At 61.5% G+C, this 18795-nt stretch carries 19 protein-coding genes; 7 read left to right on the top strand and 12 right to left on the bottom strand.

Going from position 1 to position 18795, the window contains the following annotated elements:
• Positions 1-16 precede the first annotated feature (16 nt).
• The 7 genes from hisF to hisB form a co-directional block, all read right to left on the bottom strand.
• A complete protein-coding gene (gene hisF / locus G9X67_RS29775) occupies positions 17-805 on the bottom strand; it encodes an imidazole glycerol phosphate synthase subunit HisF (RefSeq protein WP_138389317.1) in 789 nt (262 codons plus the stop codon).
• Positions 806-1552, bottom strand: coding sequence for a 1-(5-phosphoribosyl)-5-[(5-phosphoribosylamino)methylideneamino]imidazole-4-carboxamide isomerase (gene hisA, locus G9X67_RS29780; protein ID WP_094087055.1), 747 nt, complete (start codon positions 1550-1552; stop codon positions 806-808).
• 6 nt (positions 1553-1558) lie between these two features.
• The gene (locus G9X67_RS29785; RefSeq protein ID WP_138389315.1) at positions 1559-2116 is read right to left on the bottom strand and encodes a hypothetical protein; all 558 of its coding nucleotides are present in this window, start codon (positions 2114-2116) and stop codon (positions 1559-1561) included.
• The gene (locus tag G9X67_RS29790) at positions 2113-2295 is read right to left on the bottom strand and encodes a hypothetical protein (RefSeq protein WP_029768237.1); all 183 of its coding nucleotides are present in this window, start codon (positions 2293-2295) and stop codon (positions 2113-2115) included. Before G9X67_RS29790 ends, G9X67_RS29785 begins: the two co-directional genes overlap by 4 nt.
• Before the next feature lie 141 nt (positions 2296-2436).
• Positions 2437-3087, bottom strand: a complete 651-nt coding sequence (gene hisH, locus G9X67_RS29795) for an imidazole glycerol phosphate synthase subunit HisH (RefSeq protein WP_164054610.1) — start codon at positions 3085-3087, stop codon at positions 2437-2439.
• Positions 3088-3089: 2 nt separating this feature from the next.
• Positions 3090-3575, bottom strand: a complete 486-nt coding sequence (locus G9X67_RS29800; RefSeq protein WP_171600317.1) for a DUF2628 domain-containing protein — start codon at positions 3573-3575, stop codon at positions 3090-3092.
• Positions 3576-3597: 22 nt separating this feature from the next.
• Positions 3598-4206 (bottom strand): imidazoleglycerol-phosphate dehydratase HisB, encoded by a 609-nt coding sequence (gene hisB / locus G9X67_RS29805; RefSeq protein WP_003544176.1) that lies wholly within the window; start codon positions 4204-4206, stop codon positions 3598-3600.
• Positions 4207-4362: 156 nt separating this feature from the next.
• Here hisB and hslV point away from each other — a divergent pair, with 156 nt between their 5' ends.
• The 6 genes from hslV (at position 4363) to G9X67_RS29835 (ending at position 11652) form a co-directional block, all read left to right on the top strand.
• Positions 4363-4890, top strand: a complete 528-nt coding sequence (gene hslV, locus G9X67_RS29810) for an ATP-dependent protease subunit HslV (RefSeq protein WP_012759582.1) — start codon at positions 4363-4365, stop codon at positions 4888-4890.
• Positions 4877-5389: a GNAT family N-acetyltransferase gene (locus G9X67_RS29815; protein ID WP_138332013.1), complete on the top strand. Its 513-nt coding sequence runs from the start codon at positions 4877-4879 to the stop codon at positions 5387-5389. Before hslV ends, G9X67_RS29815 begins: the two co-directional genes overlap by 14 nt.
• The gene (gene hslU / locus G9X67_RS29820; protein WP_129422190.1) at positions 5386-6693 is read left to right on the top strand and encodes an ATP-dependent protease ATPase subunit HslU; all 1308 of its coding nucleotides are present in this window, start codon (positions 5386-5388) and stop codon (positions 6691-6693) included. The genes G9X67_RS29815 and hslU overlap by 4 nt, the downstream gene beginning before the upstream one ends.
• Before the next feature lie 292 nt (positions 6694-6985).
• Complete coding sequence (locus tag G9X67_RS29825) at positions 6986-7933, top strand: DUF1402 family protein (RefSeq protein WP_138332015.1); 948 nt, start codon at positions 6986-6988, stop codon at positions 7931-7933.
• Between the two features lie 48 nt (positions 7934-7981).
• Entirely contained in the window at positions 7982-9394 is a 1413-nt protein-coding gene (locus G9X67_RS29830; RefSeq protein ID WP_138332016.1) for a cytochrome P450, read from the top strand.
• A gap of 86 nt (positions 9395-9480) precedes the next feature.
• Entirely contained in the window at positions 9481-11652 is a 2172-nt protein-coding gene (locus G9X67_RS29835) for a malate synthase G (RefSeq protein ID WP_138332017.1), read from the top strand.
• Positions 11653-11721: 69 nt separating this feature from the next.
• On the opposite strand, the gene G9X67_RS29840 is transcribed toward G9X67_RS29835, so the two are convergent.
• Complete coding sequence (locus tag G9X67_RS29840) at positions 11722-12405, bottom strand: L,D-transpeptidase (RefSeq protein ID WP_003544194.1); 684 nt, start codon at positions 12403-12405, stop codon at positions 11722-11724.
• A 179-nt stretch (positions 12406-12584) separates the two neighbouring features.
• Here G9X67_RS29840 and G9X67_RS29845 point away from each other — a divergent pair, with 179 nt between their 5' ends.
• Complete coding sequence (locus tag G9X67_RS29845) at positions 12585-13079, top strand: MmcB family DNA repair protein (RefSeq protein WP_012759589.1); 495 nt, start codon at positions 12585-12587, stop codon at positions 13077-13079.
• A 23-nt stretch (positions 13080-13102) separates the two neighbouring features.
• On the opposite strand, the gene G9X67_RS29850 is transcribed toward G9X67_RS29845, so the two are convergent.
• From G9X67_RS29850 to G9X67_RS29865, 4 genes are all read right to left on the bottom strand, one after another.
• Positions 13103-13681, bottom strand: a complete 579-nt coding sequence (locus G9X67_RS29850; RefSeq protein WP_064649767.1) for an ActR/PrrA/RegA family redox response regulator transcription factor — start codon at positions 13679-13681, stop codon at positions 13103-13105.
• Between the two features lie 68 nt (positions 13682-13749).
• Positions 13750-15078 carry an ActS/PrrB/RegB family redox-sensitive histidine kinase gene (locus tag G9X67_RS29855; RefSeq protein ID WP_171600318.1) on the bottom strand — a complete coding sequence of 443 codons (1329 nt, stop codon included), beginning with the start codon at positions 15076-15078 and terminating at the stop codon, positions 13750-13752.
• A 24-nt stretch (positions 15079-15102) separates the two neighbouring features.
• Positions 15103-17568 carry an ATP-dependent helicase HrpB gene (hrpB, locus tag G9X67_RS29860; RefSeq protein WP_171600319.1) on the bottom strand — a complete coding sequence of 822 codons (2466 nt, stop codon included), beginning with the start codon at positions 17566-17568 and terminating at the stop codon, positions 15103-15105.
• Positions 17565-18512: an ornithine cyclodeaminase family protein gene (locus G9X67_RS29865; protein WP_138332019.1), complete on the bottom strand. Its 948-nt coding sequence runs from the start codon at positions 18510-18512 to the stop codon at positions 17565-17567. The genes hrpB and G9X67_RS29865 overlap by 4 nt, the downstream gene beginning before the upstream one ends.
• Positions 18513-18795: the final 283 nt, after the last annotated feature.

An 18795-nucleotide genomic window follows, 5' to 3' on the forward strand; every position in this document is an offset into this window, starting at 1 on the left:
GGTCCGCTTTCAAGGTTCAGTCGAGACGCATGTCGATGCCGCACTTCGACATATAGTGCTTCGCCTCGCTGACGGAATAGGTGCCGAAGTGGAAGATCGACGCGGCAAGCACCGCATTGGCATGGCCCTCCTTCACCCCGGCGACGAGATCGTCGAGATCGCCGACGCCGCCGGAGGCGATCACCGGCACACGCACCGCATCGGCGATCGCTCGCGTCAGTTCCAGATCGTAGCCGACCTTGGTGCCGTCACGGTCCATCGAGGTGACCAAGAGCTCGCCGGCGCCGCGCGCCACCATCTTCTGGGCGAATTCGATGGCATCGATGCCGGTCGCGTTGCGGCCGCCATGGGTATAGATTTCCCAGGCGCTGAGATTGTCGCCGCCGACCGCCTGCGTGCGCCGGCGTTTGGCATCGATCGAAACAACGATGCACTGGTCGCCGAACTTGTCGGCTGCCTCAGTGACGAAGTCGGGATTGCTGACGGCTGCCGAATTGATCGAGACCTTGTCGGCACCGCACAGCAACAGCTTGCGGATATCGGCGATGGTGCGCACCCCGCCGCCGACCGTCAGCGGCATGAAGCATTGGTCGGCCGTGCGAGACACGACATCGAAGATCGTCTCGCGATTGTCCGAGGAAGCGGTGATGTCGAGGAAGCAGAGTTCGTCCGCGCCGGCCGCATCATAAGCCTTCGCGGCTTCGACGGGATCGCCGGCATCGACGAGATTGAGGAAGTTGACGCCCTTGACGACACGGCCGTCCTTGACGTCGAGGCAGGGAATGACACGGGCCTTGAGGGTCATTTATGCGGTCTCCTTGGCCCGGGCCGCCTTGATCAGCGCCAGCGCTTCCTTGGGATCGATACGACCGTCATAAAGCGCACGGCCTGAAATCGCCCCTTCCAGCTTCCGCGCATCGGGCTCCAGCATGCGGCGGATATCGTCGAGAGAGGCAAGGCCGCCCGAGGCGATGACGGGAATGGAAACGGCGTCGGCAAGTTCCAGCGTCGAACTCCAGTTGATGCCGGCCAGAATGCCGTCACGGTCGATATCGGTGTAGATGATCGCGGCGACGCCGGCGCCCTCGAATTTCCTGGCGAGCTCGATGATACCGAGTTCGGAGGCCTCCGCCCAACCCTCGACGGCCACCTTGCCGCCCTTGGCATCGATGCCGACGGCCACACGATCAGGAAATTTCCGGCAGGCCTCGATGACCAGCGCCGGATTTCTGACCGCGACGGTGCCGAGAATGACGCGCCGCAGCCCGCGCGACAGCCAGGCCTCGATATGATCGAGCGTGCGAATGCCGCCGCCGAGCTGCACGGGATTGTCCGTTGCCTTCAAGATCGCTTCGACGGCATCGCCATTGGCCGAATGTCCCGCAAAAGCGCCGTCGAGATCAACCACATGCAGCCATTCGAAACCCTGATCTTCGAAGGATCTCGCCTGGGCGGCCGGATCGGTGTTGTAGACCGTCGCCTGCTGCATGTCGCCGAGCTTCAGGCGGACGCATTGGCCGCCTTTCAGGTCGATCGCGGGAAAAAGGATCATGTCGTCTTACATCCGTAGAGTGGTCGGTACCATCAGCGCATTCCACGCATCTACGATATCCGATTGGAAAAAGACAGCGGCAATGGCAGCCGCGCCGAAAAGCAGAAGGAGGAGAAGGGTGACGGCAAAACCGGCCCGGACCTGACGCCAGAAGCCCAGGCGCCTCTTGATCGATTTCTCGATGCTTCGTACCTGGCGCAATGCATCGCTGTTGACGGCAGTCAGCCGGATCTGCGGCTCCATCGCCTCGACATAGGTTTCGGCATAACTCGAAAGGATCTGCGAGGCGCGGTCGCGCAGCGTGTTGCGCAGGTCGGTCGAGAGATAATTGCTGTTGACGGCGGCAAGCTCGGCCTCATCGGGCGAACGGCCGGCATTTCGCTTGCGATGGCTGAGAACGAAATCGCGCTTTTGCCGCTCGTAGAGTGCGTAGGCGAGCAGGCCGATCAGATCGTCCTCACCTTCGATATAGAATTCCAGCACGGCCTCGGCGATATCGCCGGCGCTGACCCCGTTTTGCCGCCGGCTCGAACCGTCGTTTGCGGGGAAAGATTCATGGATCATCGGTCCAGCCTTTCTTTCAGCGCCTTGGCTGCATTGGAAAGCGCCTTCCTGTGGATGGCTTCGTCGACACGGCGGATGATCGTGCCGCCGGGGAGCTTGATATCAGAAAAGGGCGGCAAGCCTTCCCTGGAGGGCCGCAACGTGTAGAACACCTTGCCTGATTTCCGTGAAGCCGGCATCGAGCACACTCCTGTTCCGCCGTTTACATACAAGGGAAATAAGGCGGCTGTATTAAAAGCCAGCCCTTGGTGAAATTCCAGCAAAACCGTGTAGCCGCTTTGCTTCGGGATTGCGTGAACAATGCTTGACGGGTTCGGGCTCTACGGGTTCCAGCGCAGAAAATTGGCGATCAGGGCCAGGCCGAGCTTCTGGCTCTTTTCCGGGTGAAACTGTGCTCCGACCATGTTGTCGCGCCCGACAAAAGCGGTCATCGGACCGCCATAGTCGGCCGTCGCAATAACATCCTCGGCATTTTCGGCGGCAAGATGGTAGGAATGCACGAAATAGGCGTGCAGTCCCTGCGACCCCGTCGGAATTCCTTCGAAGAGCGGATGTTGGCGCTTCAGGTCGAGCGTGTTCCAGCCGATCTGCGGGATCTTGAGTGCCGGATCATCCGGCGTCATCTCGACGACGTTACCGGGAATCCAGCCGAAACCGTGCGTCACGGTCTTCTCGAGGCCGCGCGAGGACATGAGCTGCATGCCGACGCAGATGCCGAGGAACGGCCGCGCCTTCTTCTCGACAGCCTCGATCAACACCTCGGCCATATCAGGCACGGCATCGAGGCCGCGCCGGCAATCGGCATAGGCGCCGACACCGGGAAGCACGATACGATCGGCCGCGGCAACATCCTCCGCCCTGTCGGTGAGATCGATATGGGCATCGATGCCAGCTTCGTGGGCGGCACGTTCGAAAGCCTTGGTCGCCGAGCGCAGGTTACCGGAGCCGTAGTCGATAATCGCAACGCGCATCGTTAGCGTCCTCCATCAAAACCAAAAAGACCAAGCGATGTTGCATCGCCGTGCGGGCCGTTCGGACGGGCCTTGTTCTGCCAGTCCGGTGCCGCGGCGTCGTCACTAGCTGCGATGACCGCCCCGTCCGAGAAATAGATCTGCTCAGCAACGCCGATCGTATCGGCGGCAATGAGCGCGTCTTCGGTCCAGCCCTTGGCAGCAAGGTTGCGGACACGGAAATTCTGGCCCTCGAGACCGACCAGAATATTCACGCCCAGCAGAATTGCCGCTCCCGCCGGCCCGAGGCCTGGTTCGTCCATCAGCGCACCACCAATCCCCTGCAGCAGAAAGGCCGCGGCCGCATGCAGCCAAAGTCGATGCGCCAGCAGCCAAACCCATGGAAACAGGAAGCCGAGCAGCGTGAAGCCGTCACGGATGGTTCGCGTCTCATCGGCCGTGGCGCTCGTGCCACCGGGCGGTGTCAGGAAGATATAGCTGGATGTCATTGCCGCCGCTCCCTTGAAGGGCTCAGACGAGCGTGCCCTTGGTCGAGGGAACACGGCCCGCCTGTCTCGGATCGATCTCTGTCGCCGTGCGCAACGCGCGGGCAACGGCCTTGAAGCATGTCTCGGCAATATGGTGATTGTTGGCGCCATAATGGTTGAGAATATGCAAGGTGATGCCGGCATTCTGGGCGAGTGCATGGAAGAATTCGCGAACGAGCTCGGTGTCGAAAGTGCCGATCTTCGGCGCACTGAAGGCGACATTCCAGACGAGGAACGGCCGGCCGGAAAGATCGACCGCAGCCTTGGTCATCGTCTCGTCCATGGCGAGATCGATCGAAGCGTAGCGGGTGATCCCGCGCCGGTCGCCGAGTGCCTTGGAGATCGCCTGGCCGATGGCGATGCCGGTATCTTCGACCGTATGATGGTCGTCGATATGCAGGTCGCCCTTGGCATCGATCTCCATGTCGATGAGGGAATGTCGGGAAAGCTGGTCGAGCATATGGTCGAAGAAGCCGACGCCCGTCGAGATCGTCGATTTGCCGGTGCCGTCGAGATTGACGGAAACGGAAATCGAGGTTTCGTTGGTCTTGCGGGAAACGCTGCCCGTGCGGCTTGCTGCGGTCTCGGCCATATGGCCCTCCATCGGGAATAAGGCCGTTCCTTATCAGGCGCATCGGGAAATATCCAGAAGCCGGGCAAGAGAAAAGCCGGCCCATTTGCAATCCGCTCCGGCCCACTTACATAGGGCTCAACAGGGCCGGCATGCGGCCCGGCAGACAGGTGTTTTATGACAACAATCATTACAGTTCGAAAAGGCGGCAAGGTGGTGATGGCGGGCGATGGCCAGGTGAGCCTCGGCCAGACCGTCATGAAGGGCAATGCCCGCAAGGTGCGCCGCATCGGCAAGGGCGAAGTCATCGCCGGTTTTGCCGGCGCCACCGCCGATGCCTTTACCCTGCTCGAAAGACTTGAAAAGAAGCTGGAGCAATATCCCGGTCAATTGATGCGTGCCGCCGTCGAGCTCGCCAAGGACTGGCGCACCGACAAATACCTGCGCAATCTCGAAGCCATGATGCTCGTCGCCGACAAGTCGATCACGCTGGCAATCACCGGCAATGGCGACGTTCTGGAGCCGGAGCATGGCACGACGGCAATCGGTTCCGGCGGCAATTTTGCCCTCGCGGCCGCCCTCGCGCTTATGGATACCGACAAATCGGCTGAGGAGATCGCTCGCCGTGCTCTCGATATCGCCGCCGACATCTGCGTCTACACGAACCACAACGTCGTGGTGGAATCGCTGGATGCCGAAGGCTGAACCCTATGCCTTCCGGCCGCTTGCCGCGGTTGACCTGCCGCTCCTCGCTAAATGGCTGGAAAGCCGGCACGTCAGGCGCTGGTGGAGCGATCCGGCCAAGGCGCTGGCTTCGATGGAAAAGCATATCGATGCGGCCTCCGTCTCGTGCTTCATCGTCACGCTGAATGGAAAGGACTTCGCCTTTATCCAGGCGGCCGATCTCGACGACGAGGACGATGAAGCGCTCGCCGGTCAGCCGAAGGGCACCTACGGCATCGACCAGTTCATTGGCATCGAGGAACTCGCGGGCAAAGGTCATGGACCGGCCTTTATGATAGGGTTCTGCGATATGCTCTTTGCAAAGGGCGCGCAGCGGATCCTGGTCGATCCGCATCCTGACAATGCATTCGCAATCAGAGCCTATACCAAGGCGGGCTTTCAAGGACTTGGCGAAACAACGACTAATTACGGCCGGGCGCTGTTGATGGCCCTGGACCGCCAGGAGAATGATACGCAATGACCACTTTTTCCCCCCGCGAGATCGTTTCTGAGCTCGATCGCTACATCATCGGCCAGCATGATGCCAAACGCGCCGTCGCGATTGCGCTGCGCAACCGCTGGCGCCGCCAGCAGCTCGACCCGAGCCTGCGCGATGAAGTCATGCCGAAGAACATCCTGATGATCGGCCCGACCGGTGTCGGCAAGACGGAGATCTCCCGCCGCCTGGCAAAACTCGCCGGCGCACCCTTCATCAAGGTGGAGGCCACCAAGTTCACCGAAGTCGGCTATGTCGGCCGCGATGTCGAGCAGATCATCCGCGATCTGGTCGAGGTCGGCATCGGCCTGGTGCGCGAGAAGAAGCGGGCCGAGGTACAGGCCAAGGCGCATGTGAGCGCCGAGGAGCGTGTTCTCGATGCGCTGGTTGGCACGACCGCATCGCCTGCCACACGCGAAAACTTCCGCAAGAAGCTCCGGGACGGCGAACTCGACGACAAGGAAATCGATATCGAGGTGGCCGATGCCGGTTCCGGCATGGGTGGCTTCGAAATTCCCGGCATGCCGGGCGCCAATATCGGCGTGCTGAACCTGTCGGAAATGTTCGGCAAGGCGATGGGCGGCCGCACCAAGAAGGTTCGCACGACAGTCAAGGCTTCCTATGGCGACCTCATCCGTGACGAATCCGACAAGCTGATCGACAACGAAGTGATCCAGCGCGAAGCTGTTCGCTCCACCGAGAATGACGGTATCGTCTTCCTCGACGAAATCGACAAGATCGCCGCCCGCGACGGCGGCATGGGCGCCGGCGTTTCACGCGAAGGCGTCCAGCGCGACCTCTTGCCGCTCGTCGAAGGCACGACGGTTTCGACCAAATACGGGCCGGTCAAGACGGACCATATCCTGTTCATCGCCTCCGGCGCCTTCCATGTCTCCAAGCCCTCGGATCTTCTGCCGGAACTGCAGGGCCGCCTGCCGATCCGTGTCGAATTGCGTCCGCTGAACAAGGATGATTTCCGCCGGATCTTGACCGAGACGGAAGCGAGCCTCATCCGCCAGTACCGCGCTCTGATGGAGACCGAGAGCCTGAGCCTCGAATTCACCGACGACGCGATCGACGCGCTTGCCGATGTCGCCGTGCATCTGAACTCCTCCGTCGAAAACATCGGCGCACGCCGTCTGCAGACGGTGATGGAGCGGGTGCTGGACGATATTTCCTACAACGCACCGGATCGGGGCGGGACGGCCGTGACGATCGATGCCGCCTATGTGCGCGAACATGTCGGCGATCTCGCGCAGAATACCGATCTCTCACGCTTCATTCTGTGATATCGGCGCACCGCTTCATGTCTTTCCCGGCATGAATGACGGATTGTGACGAACGCGACTCTCGACAACGGGCCTTTTACTTTCTACTGCATAATTCCCTAAATCGGAATCGATTTAGGGATAAAATTATGCAGCAATTCAAAGTGCTACGGCGTCCTTTGCGCGTCTGAAAAGACGCGCGGCGCTGTAGTGAAGGCCCGTTTTGTTTTCTGCTCCGGCTTTATTCGGCCAAGATTCTGGTCCAGTCAGCCGCATCGCAAACAGGACGATGGAACGGACGGGATAACGGATCGTGCGACGCCTTTTGACAAGCCTTATGATTGCCGTTGCCCTGGTGAATTCGGCGCCGGCCTTCGCAATGCAGACGGTGCCGGCCGGCAATCGTCACGCCGAGCAGCCCGATATTCCGGGCGCCTCCATCCGGCGTACCAAGGGCACCAAGAGCAGCTTCGATCTGAAATACGAAAAGGTTCATGAGCTTCTGGCGACCGATCGCGAGCTGATGAGCAAGATCCGCAAGATTTCCGGCGCTTACGGCATCAATCCCATCCATGTCGTCGGCGCGATCGTCGGCGAACACACCTATAATGTCGACGCCTACGACCGGCTGCAGGCCTATTATGTCAAGGCTGCCTCCTATGCCGGAGAAAGCTTCCGCTTCGCTTATGATGGCGAAAGCGTCGACGAATTCGTGGCGCGGCCGCAATTTTCCGAATGCAAGGGCAAGAGCGATTCCTACACGCTCTGGTCCTGCCGCGAAGATGTCTGGGAAACCGATTTCCGCGGCAAGACGGTGGGTGGCACGAGCTTTCCTAACAACCGTTTCAGCGCGGTTTTCTTCCAGCCCTTTTATGCCGGCCAGACCTTCGGCCTCGGCCAGGTCAATCCGCTGACGGCGCTGATGCTTTCCGATCTTGTGACCCGCGTGTCCGGCTATCCGAAGCTGAACGAGAAGAATGCCGGCGCCGTCTACAGGGCCATCATGGATCCCGATATCTCGCTCGCCTTCGTCGCGGCCTCGATCCGCAGGTCGATCGACGATTACAAGGAGATCGCCGGCATGGATATCTCGGGCAATCCCGGCCTGACGGCGACGCTCTATAATGTCGGCAATTCGCGCCAGCGCGCCGCAGCACTTGCTGCGAAAAACCGCGGCGCCGGTGCGGCGGTCTGGCCGGAAGAGAATTATTACGGCTGGCTGATCAACGACAAGCTGGACGAACTCAAGGGCCTGCTCTAGCTTCAAGCTTGCCGGGAAGGCCTAGATCTTCCCCGAAAGGCTTTTACGATGGACATGCGTCCGGACCCCTTCGTCCCGCCAGCACCGCTGCCGCGTACCGTGCCGCCGAGCCGGCTGGAAATCATTCGCATCATCCTGCGCAATCCGCTCGAACTCTGGGGCGAGCCGTCCTACACGCTGCCGTGGATCCGCACCAATTTCTTCGGCCAGAGGACGCTGATCGTCAATGATCCCGGCCTGATCAAGCACGTGCTTGTTGATAATGCCAATAATTACCGCATGTCGGATGTGCGCCAGCTCGTCCTGCGTCCGATCCTCCGCGACGGCCTTCTGACCGCCGAAGGTCCTGTCTGGAAAAGATCGCGCAAGGCGGTGGCGCCTATTTTCACGCCCCGCCATGCCCAAGGCTTTGCCGGGCAGATGCTGCGCCAGTCCGAAGATTATGCCCGCAAATATGAGGGCGCAGGCGAGGCAGGCGCAATTTTCGATATCAGCACCGATATGACCGAGCTGACCTTCGCGATTCTGGCTGACACATTGTTCTCCGGCGAAATCGTCACATCGAGCGGCCATTTCGCCGACGACGTCAATGAACTCCTGCATCGCATGGGCCGAGTCGATCCGATGGATCTGATGCGCGCTCCCTCCTGGGTTCCACGTGTGACACGCATCGGCGGTCAGAAAGTGCTGGAGAAATTCCGAGCCATCGTGCGCAACACGATGGATATGCGGCTTGCAAAGATGAAGGCAGACCGCAGCAGCGCGCCCGAGGATTTCCTGACCCTGCTCCTGGAGCAGGCCGGCCCCGACGGGCTGACCAAAGAAGAGATCGAAGACAATATCCTGACCTTCATCGGCGCGGGGCATGAAACCACAGCCCGGGCATTGGCCTGGACGCTGTATTGCGTATCGAACAGCCCGCATATCCGCGAGGGGATGGAGGAAGAAATCGACGCGGTGCTCGCCACCGGGGCCAAACCTGTGGAATGGCTGGATATGATGCCGCAGACGCGCGCCGCCTTTGAGGAGGCCTTGCGCCTTTATCCGCCGGCGCCATCCATCAATCGCGCCGCCATATCAGATGATTCCTGGACAAGCCCCAAGGGGGAGCGGGTCGAGCTTGAGGCCGGTGTCACGGTGCTCGTCATGCCCTGGACGCTGCATCGCCACGAACTTCACTGGGACAGGCCGCGCGCCTATATGCCCGAACGCTTCCTGCCGGAAAATCGCGGTTCTATCGGCCGCTTTCAGTTCCTGCCTTTCGGCGCTGGCCCGCGTGTCTGCATCGGCGCAACCTTTGCACTTCAGGAGGCAGTGATCGCGCTTGCTGTCCTGATGCATCGTTATCGCTTCGATTCCACCGATCAGACCAATCCTTGGCCGGTGCAGAAGCTGACGACGCAGCCGCAGAATGGACTGCCGATGCGCGTGACGCCGCGCACAATTTCCACGAAGGCATAAATCTTTAGAATTATTGCAGAATTGACTATGAATGAAAGCCGGGCAAAGTGGCAGCATTCAAAAGTCGTTGCCAGGGAGAATGTCGCATGAGCCGCGTTGATAAGAACGGTCTTGCCATCGAAACCGTCCTTCGTGATTTCCTCGTCAAGGAGGTGCTGCCGGGTCTGGCGGTCGATGCGGACAAGTTCTTTGCCGATTTTTCGGCGATCATCCACGACCTCGCCCCGAAAAATCGTGCGCTGCTGGCAAAACGCGACGAACTGCAGGTAAAGATCGACGACTGGTACCGCCGGCATGGCGCCCCGGCGGATATGGACGAATACCAGTCCTTCCTCCGCGAAATCGGCTATCTGCTGCCGGAGGGATCGGACTTCCAGGTTTCGACCGACAATGTCGATCCGGAAATCGCCTCGATCGCCGGCCCGCAGCTCGTCGTTCCCGTGATGAACGCCCGTTACGCCTTGAACGCCGCCAATGCCCGCTGGGGCTCGCTCTATGATGCGCTCTACGGCACGGACGCCATTCCCGAGAGCGATGGCGCCGAGAAGGGTAAGGGCTACAATCCGAAGCGCGGCGAGAAGGTCATCGCCTGGGTGCGCGATTTCCTCGATACATCAGCGCCGCTGCAGGACTGCCGCTGGAAGGACGTCGGAAGCTTCGCCGTCAAGGATGGAGCGCTGGTCGTCAGATCGATCGATGGCGAGCAGGCCATGCTGACGGACGGCAAGCGTTTTGCCGGCTATCGCGGCGATCCCGCCGCTCCCACGCATATTCTCCTGAAGAACAATGGCATTCACATTGAAATCGTCATCGATGCGGCGACGACGATCGGGAAAGCCGATCCGGCTCATATTTCCGATGTCTGGCTGGAATCGGCAATCACGACGATCATGGACTGCGAGGATTCGATTGCCGCTGTCGATGCCGAGGACAAGGTCGTCGTCTATCGCAACTGGCTCGGCCTGATGAAGGGCGACCTGCAGGAAGAGGTGGCAAAGGGCGGAACGAGCTTCATCCGCAAGCTCAACCCGGATCTGCAATATGCTGGCCCGGATGGTGCCGCCTTCGAGCTGCACCGCCGCTCGCTGATGCTGGTGCGCAATGTCGGCCACCTCATGACCAACCCGGCGATCCTCGACCGCGACGGCAACGAGGTGCCTGAAGGCATCATGGATGCTGTGATCACCGGCCTGATCGCGCTTTATGATATTGGTCCCTCCGGCCGGCGGAAGAATTCCCGCACCGGCTCCATGTATGTGGTCAAGCCGAAGATGCATGGGCCGGAAGAGGTGGCCTTCGCCGTCGAAATCTTCTCGCGTGTCGAAGATGCGCTTGGCCTACCGCGCAACACCATCAAGATGGGCATCATGGATGAGGAGCGCCGCACGACCGTCAACCTCAAGGAATGCATCCGTGCTGCCCGCGAGCGCGTCGTCTTCATCAATACCGGCTTCCTCGATCGGACCGGCGACGAGATCCACACCTCGATGGAAGCCGGCCCGATGATTCGCAAGGGCGACATGCGCCAGGCGGCCTGGATTTCCGCTTATGAGAACTGGAACGTCGACATCGGCCTCGAATGCGGCTTGTCCGGCCACGCCCAGATCGGCAAGGGCATGTGGGCGATGCCGGATCTGATGGCGGCAATGCTCGAACAGAAGATCGCCCACCCGAAGGCCGGTGCCAACACCGCCTGGGTGCCATCGCCGACGGCCGCGACCCTGCATGCCACCCATTATCACCGGGTCAATGTCGCCCGTGTTCAGCAGGGGCTGAAGGATCGCGCCCGCGCCAAACTCTCCGATATTCTCTCCGTGCCGGTCGCGGTGCGGCCGAACTGGACGCCGGAGGAAATCCAGCGCGAGCTCGACAACAATGCTCAGGGCATCCTCGGCTACGTCGTGCGCTGGGTCGATCAGGGCGTCGGCTGCTCGAAGGTGCCCGACATCAACAATGTTGGACTGATGGAAGATCGCGCGACGCTGCGCATCTCGGCCCAGCACATGGCGAACTGGCTGCATCACAAGGTCGTCACCGAAGCTCAGATCATCGAGACGATGAGGCGCATGGCCGCCGTCGTAGACCGGCAGAATGTGTCGGATCCCGCCTACCGGCCGATGGCCGGCAATTTTGACGATTCGGTCGCCTTCCGGGCCGCCCTCGACCTCGTCCTGAAGGGTAGGGAACAGCCGAACGGTTATACCGAGCCGGTGCTTCACCGCCGCCGCCTCGAGCTCAAGGCGAAGCAGACTGCCTGACGGAGAATACGAAAAGGCCGCCGGAACGATAGTTCGGCGGCCTTTTTTATACCGAATTCGATAATTAGCTTACTGAATGACGACGACCTTGGACGTGCCCTTGCCCGGGCGGACGCGGCTGTAGAGATCGATGACGTCCTGGTTCATCAGGCGAATGCAGCCCGAGGAAGCGGCGGTGCCGATCGAAGCCCATTCCGGCGTGCCGTGCAGGCGGAAGAGCGTGTCCTTGCCGTCCTCGTTGAAGAGATACATGGCGCGCGCGCCGAGCGGATTGCTGAGACCCGGACCCATGCCGTCCTCGACGTACTTGGCGAGATCAGGCCGGCGGACGGCCATTTCCTTAGGCGGGTGCCAGTTCGGCCATTCCTGCTTCCAGGCGACGTAGGCGGTGCCGGCCCATGCGAAGCCCTGCTTGCCGACGCCGATGCCGTAGCGCATCGCCTTGCCGTTGGCCAGGATGTAATAGAGGAAGCGCTCGCGCGTGTTGACGATGATCGTTCCGGGACGCTCTGTGGTCTGGTAGCTGACGACCTGGCGGCGGAACTGCGGCTTGACCCTGTCGATCGGGATCGCCGGCAGGGAGTATCCGGCATCCTTCGTCAGGCCGTAGGCGTCGTTGAAGATCTGTGCCGTCTGAACCGTCGGGCCTGCGCCCTTGTTGTCGACGGATGCGCTGTCTGAGGTCGTCGAGCAACCGGCCAGAGCGAGTGTCGCCAGCAGGCCAAATACAGGGAATGCATTGCGGATGCGCATGGATGACTCTTGAAGTTTTGGGGCAAGGAGAACGGTCTTTCGACCATCGTTGATTATGGTTTATTTTCGATTAACTTGCGCTTTGCAAGGCTACTGCAGCGCGACAAATTCGTCTGCCGCGCAAATTAGAAGCGCATGGTTTTTTTGCAACAACACGCCAGCCCCCGCGATGGTTATCCATGACGATTTTGAGCGTTTACAATAACAATCCGTTAATCGATGGCCGGCAATCGGACAGGGCCATGATGGTGCGGCGCGGAACGCAGATATTGCTGCATGAAATGCGCCACGCCGTGCTGCCTGAACTGCCGCTGGCCAGCGGTCGCCGCGCCGATCTGATTACTCTTTCGGAAAAGGGCGAGGTGTGGATCATCGAAATCAAGACCTCGATCGAAGATTTCAGGGTGGATCGCAAATGGCCGGAATACAGGTTGCATTGCGACCGCCTGTTCTTCGCGACTCACCAGGATGTGCCGTTGGAGATCTTTCCCGAGGAATGCGGCCTGTTCCTGTCGGACGGTTATGGCGCCCATATGATTCGCGAGGCGCCGGAACACCGCATGGCGCCGGCCACGCGCAAATCCGTCACGCTCAACTTCTCGCGTGCCGCCGCGCAAAGGCTGATGATGGCCGAATGGGCGAACGGAAAACCGTTCACTGTGGACGATGTCTAATTATAAACGCGCGAGGTGCTCGCCTATTTCGGCGCGCGTTTGGCAAGGATACGCTGCAGTGTCCGCCGGTGCATGTTGAGCCGGCGCGCCGTTTCGGAAACATTGCGCTCGCACATTTCATAGACCCGCTGGATGTGCTCCCAGCGCACCCGATCGGCCGACATCGGATTTTCGGGAAGCTCCGCCTTTTCGCCCGGCCGCTGCGTCAGCGCCGCGAAAACGTCGTCGGCATCCGCAGGCTTTGCCAGATAGTCGACGGCGCCAAGCTTCACGGCAGTCACTGCCGTTGCGATATTGCCATAACCGGTCAAAACGATGATCCTGGTGTCGTCACGCCGCTGGCGGATCGCCTCGATCACATCGAGCCCATTGCCGTCGCCGAGCCGAAGGTCGACCACCGCATATTTCGGCGGCCGGCCTTTCGATTTGGCAACGCCCTCCGCCACTGATTCGGCCGTCTCCACCTGGAAGCCGCGTGTCTCCATCGCCCGCGCCAGGCGGCGCAGGAACGGCCCGTCGTCGTCGACGATCAGCAGGCTGGCGTCGGGACCGATATGGTCCTCATCCGACGCGGCGAAATTGTCATGATTCTGTTCTGTCATCGTCTCGGTCCCGACGGTTGAACGCCCGATCTGCGTCAACCGCTTATATCCTGTTTATGCCGACAAAGTCATTTTGTCGAATTTGCGTCGATCAGCATGCGCGGCCATTCGATCCGGATACGCGCGCCCGCACTTTCCGGATCGCGGTTCTCGAAAATCAGCGATGCGCCGGAGCGCTCCAACAGCGTCTTGGCGATGAAAAGCCCGAGCCCGAGGCCACCCGCCGTATCCTCTTTCTGTCGCTTCGTCACATAGGGCTCGCCGATCCGCGTCAGAATGTCAGGCGCATAACCGTTGCCATCGTCCTCGATAACGATCAGCACTTTGTCGTGATCGTGCTCGACAGTGACGATCACTTTCTCCCGCGCATAATCGACGGCGTTTTCGATCAGGTTGCCGAGCCCATACATGATGCCGGCATTGCGGTCAGTGACCGGCTCGCCCTTGCGCGGGCTCTTTTCGATGAGCTCGAGAGTGATACCGAATTCCCGGTGCGGGGCGACGATCTCCTCGATCATCGACGAAAGTGGCAGCCGGCGCATATGCGCCTCGCCTTCGGAGGAAAGCGTCGTCAGCCGCCGCAGGATGTCGCGGCAGCGTTCGCTCTGGCTGCGCAGCAGCATCACGTCCTCGCGGAAACGATCATCGTTCTTGAGTTCCCGCTCCATTTCCTTGGCGACGACGCTGATGGTCGCAAGTGGTGTGCCGAGCTCATGGGCGGCGGCGGCCGCCAGTCCGTCGAGCTGCGACAAGTGCTTTTCCCGCTGCAGCACCAGTTCGGTCGCAGCCAGCGCATCGGCAAGCTGGCTCGCTTCCATCGAGACCCGATAGGCATAGAAAGCGGCGAATGCCATGGTCGAGGCGATCGAACACCAGACACCGAACTGCATGACGTTGTGCACGTTGATCTCGACCCCGTCGAACCAGGGCAGCGGAAAGGGCGAAAAGGCAAGCACCGTGATGCAGACCATCGCAACGCCGATCAGCGCGGTGCTGTAGCGAATCGGCTGCGAGGCAAAGGAGATGATGACCGGCACGCAGACGAGCGCTGCGAAGGGATTGGCAAGGCCGCCGGTGATGAAGAGCAGCGCGCAGAGCTGCAAAAGGTCGAAGCCGAGTAGCGCGAAGGCGGCTGGCGGTTCCAGCCGATGTGTTGGCGGATAACGGATCGTCAGGTAGAAATTCACCCAGGCAAGGGCGGCGATCAGCGAAGAACTGGCAACCAGCGGTAAGGGAAATTTCAGCCAGAAGGCAACGATGAAAACCGTCAGCGCCTGTCCGCCGACGGCAAGCCAGCGCAGCCGCACCAGTGTCTGCAGGCGCAGCCTGCGGCTGTTGTGCCGGTCCTCCAGCGTATAGCCTTCCGTCTTGTCGATCATGTTAGGCTTGTCGATCATGCCCGGGGGCTCCTTGAATGGCCCTCATGTACCACGCGGTTTTGCCCGTGTCGTCGGCAACGCATCCTCCGGCCGCTCCGGCCAGGGATGCCGGGGATAGCGCCCGCGCATATCGGCACGCACATCCTTCCAAGAGCCGGCCCAGAAGCCCGGCAGATCGCGTGTCGTCTGGATCGGCCGGTGCGCCGGCGAGGTGAGCTCGAGCAGCAGCGGCAGACGGCCACCGGCAATGGCCGGATGCTGCTTCAGTCCAAACAGCTCCTGCACGCGGATCGTCAAAACCGGCTCCTCGCCCTCATAGTGGATCGGATGCCTTTGGCCGGTAGGCGCTTCGAAATGGGTCGGCGCAAGCCGGCTAAGGTCGCGCTGCAATTCGTGCGGTACCAGCGACATCAGTCCGTTCGAAAGCCCGGCCGCGGAAATCTCCGAAAGGCCGCGGGCCTCCGTCTGGAAGGGTGCGAACCAGTCGTCGAGCCGGGAAAGCAGGGCATCGTCGCTGACATCGGGCCAAGGCTCGCCGATCGTCCTGTGGAGGAATCCGATCCGCTCGCGCAGCTGCACGGCCTCCTTCGAGAACGCAAGCTGATCGAGCCCCAGCTCGCGTACCCCCTCCACCAGCGCCTGGGTGACCGCTGCCCCGGAAGGGCGCGGCAAGGGCGTCTCTTCAAAGACGATCGCGCCAAGCCGGGTTGCCCGCCGCGCCCGGATTTGCCGGCTCTGGCGGTCGAAGAATATCTGGTCGCCGGTTTTGATCTCACCGGGCAACTCGGCTTCGATGTCGCCGCGTGTCACCTCGGCTGCCGCCAGAACCCGCGCCTGCGCGGCCCGTCCGGTCAGGTCGGCAATCACCAGCATCTGGCTGCCGGCCAGCCTCTCGGTTTCCGGCAGCTCTGCTCCGCGCCCGTTCGCCATCACGAACCGGCCGCGCCCGCCGCGCTGAAGCGCGATGCGATCCGGGAACGCATGCAGCAGCAGCTGGCCTGCAAGCGCCGGCGCCGTTGAGGCAACCCTGTCGAGGCTGTTCGCCAGCCGTCCCGCCAGCCGCCGCGAGGCCTCTGCTCTCTCGCCCCACTCGGCCTTGAAGCGTCGCAGTCGCTCCTCGATATCGACACTCGTTCCGCCAAGCCCCTGTTCGGTGAGAAGCACGGCGATCATCGCCGCATCCCGTGCGTGTCCCGCTTCTCCCGCCGAGACGACCATGGCGGCAAGCCGCGGCGGCAAAGCGAGATCCCGCATGACCTTGCCGCGCTCCGTCAGCGCTCCGTCCTTGTCTAGGGCTCCGAGTTGGCCAAGCAGCGCGCGCGCTTCCCTCAGCGTCGTTTCCGGCGGCTGATCGACGAAGGCAAGGGATGCCGGATCTTGAACGCCCCAATGTGCGAGGTCGAGCACCAGCCCAGAGAGATCGCTGGAAAGGATCTGCGGCGGGGTGAAGGCCGGCAGTGCCGCCGTCTGTCCCTGGTGCCACAGCCTGACGGCGATGCCCGGTTCCGTTCGTCCGGCGCGGCCCGCCCGCTGATCGGCGGAAGCCCGCGACACCCGCACCGTCTCCAGCCGCGTGATCCCGGTCGACGCCTCGAACACCGGCAGACGCTGCAGCCCGCTGTCGATTACGATCCTGACACCGTCGATGGTGATCGACGTTTCGGCGATCGATGTCGCAAGCACGATCTTGCGCATCCCTTTGGATGCCGGGCGGATCGCCGCATCCTGCTCTTTCTGGCTGAGATTGCCGTAAAGCGGCGCAATCAGCGTTTCGGCACCGAATCGTCCCTGCAGGCGTTCGACGGTCCGGGTGATTTCCGCCTGGCCGGGCAGGAAGGCGAGGATCGAGCCGGCCTCGTTGGCATGGGCATCGAGTATCGCTCGCGTCACGGCATCCTCGATACGATCGCCGCCCGGCCGATCCTGGTAACGGATATCGATCGGAAAGCTGCGCCCCAGGCTTTCGATAACAGGTGGATGGTCGAGCAGGGCGGCCACGCGTTCGACGTCGAGGGTCGCCGACATCACCAGGATGCGCAGATCGTCGCGCAGCGCCGACTGGACGTCGAGCGCCAGAGCGAGTCCGAAGTCTGCGTCCAGCGAACGCTCGTGGAACTCGTCGAAGATCACCACCGAGACGCCGTTCAGTTCCGGATCGTCGAGGATCATCCGGGCGAAAACCCCTTCGGTCACCACCTCGATCCGTGTCGCTGCCGATATCCTGTTGTCGAGGCGCATGCGGTAGCCGACCGTCTCGCCGACCTGTTCGCCGATGAGCGATGCCATCCGGCTTGCTGCCGCCCGCGCCGCCAGCCGCCGTGGCTCCAGCAGGATGATTTTGCCGTCGCCGCGCCAGGCCTTGCCGAGCAGGTAAAGCGGCACCAGCGTCGTCTTGCCGGCGCCGGGCGGGGCGGAAAGAACGGCGCGTTTTTGCTTTTCCAGCGCGGCAGCGACGGCCGGCAGGACATGTGAAACCGGAAGCTCCGGCAAGGATGCACTGATTGTCACTTTTGGCCCGTCACTGTCTCATAGGCAAGGATGGCGCCGGCGAGATCCTCCAACGCCGCACCCACCGACTTGAACAGCGTGATTTCTGCGTCATGGCTTCGTCCGCCATGACCGCCGCTGACGAGTTCCGCAAGCTCAGCCCTGATGTCGCCTTCCTTCAGCACGCCGCTTTTCAGCGGCTGGACGATGTCGCCTGCCTCGGCGATGGCGCCGGCGCGGGTGTCGACATAAACGGAGGCACGGCGGATGGCCTCGTCGTCGCTTTCGCGCATGCTCGGCTTGAAGGCGCCGACGAGATCGAGATGGGCGCCGGGCTTCAGCCATTCGCCTGATATCAGCGGCGCGCTGGAAAGCGTGGCGCAGGAAATGATATCCGCCGTCCGCGCTGCGACTTCAGCATCCGCCACTGCCTCGGCATTCAAGCCGAACGCCCGGGCTTCGACTGCGATCTTTTCCGCCGCTGCCCGGTTGCGGCCCCAGACCCGGTACCTCTTGATCGGCCGGGTCGTGCCGTGAGCCAGCATCAGATTGAGTGACAACCGTCCGGTTCCGCAGACGAGCAACTCTTCCGCGTCGGGGCGGGCGAGATGACGGGCCGCCAGCGCCGATGCCGCCGCTGTCCGCCGGGCGGTCAACTCGCCGCCGTCGATTGCGGCAAGCATTTCCCCGGTAGCGCCGGAGGAAAGAAGATAGGTTCCGAAGATCGCCGGCAGGCCCCGCCGCACATTGCCTGGAAAGACCGAGACCGTCTTTACCCCCGCATAGCGTCCGGGAACCCAGGCGGGCATCAAGAGCAATGTGGCGCTCTCCTCATCCGGCACCTCCATCTCATGGTGATGACGCACCGGCATCACGCATTCGCTCTGGAACATGCGGGCGATCGCCTCGATCAATTCCGGCCAGGGCAGGGCCGCGCGCGTCTGTTCTTCATCGAGGACAAGCATTCTTCACTCCGCCGGATCTTTCTTCATCGCCAAACTAGCGAGTGAGGCGTGGCATAGGCAAGCACCCTGGAATTCCGCGTCAAGCGCCCCATATAGGGTTCATCTCCCTCGCCGAAGCCTATCCTTCAGGATTCGGCAAAACGAATCTCAAAAACCGTCCGATCGGGTGGGGGATTTGCTCGTTTTTGGAGATAGGCGATAAAAGCCCTTCATTTTCAACCTGTTACAAAAATGTCAAAAAACTTTGGTTGGGTGTGTTGACTGTTTCGGTGGGTTAGTTCTA

Source organism: Rhizobium sp. WYCCWR 11152 (assembly GCF_013087615.1).
GTDB classification, from domain to species: domain Bacteria; phylum Pseudomonadota; class Alphaproteobacteria; order Rhizobiales; family Rhizobiaceae; genus Rhizobium; species Rhizobium indicum.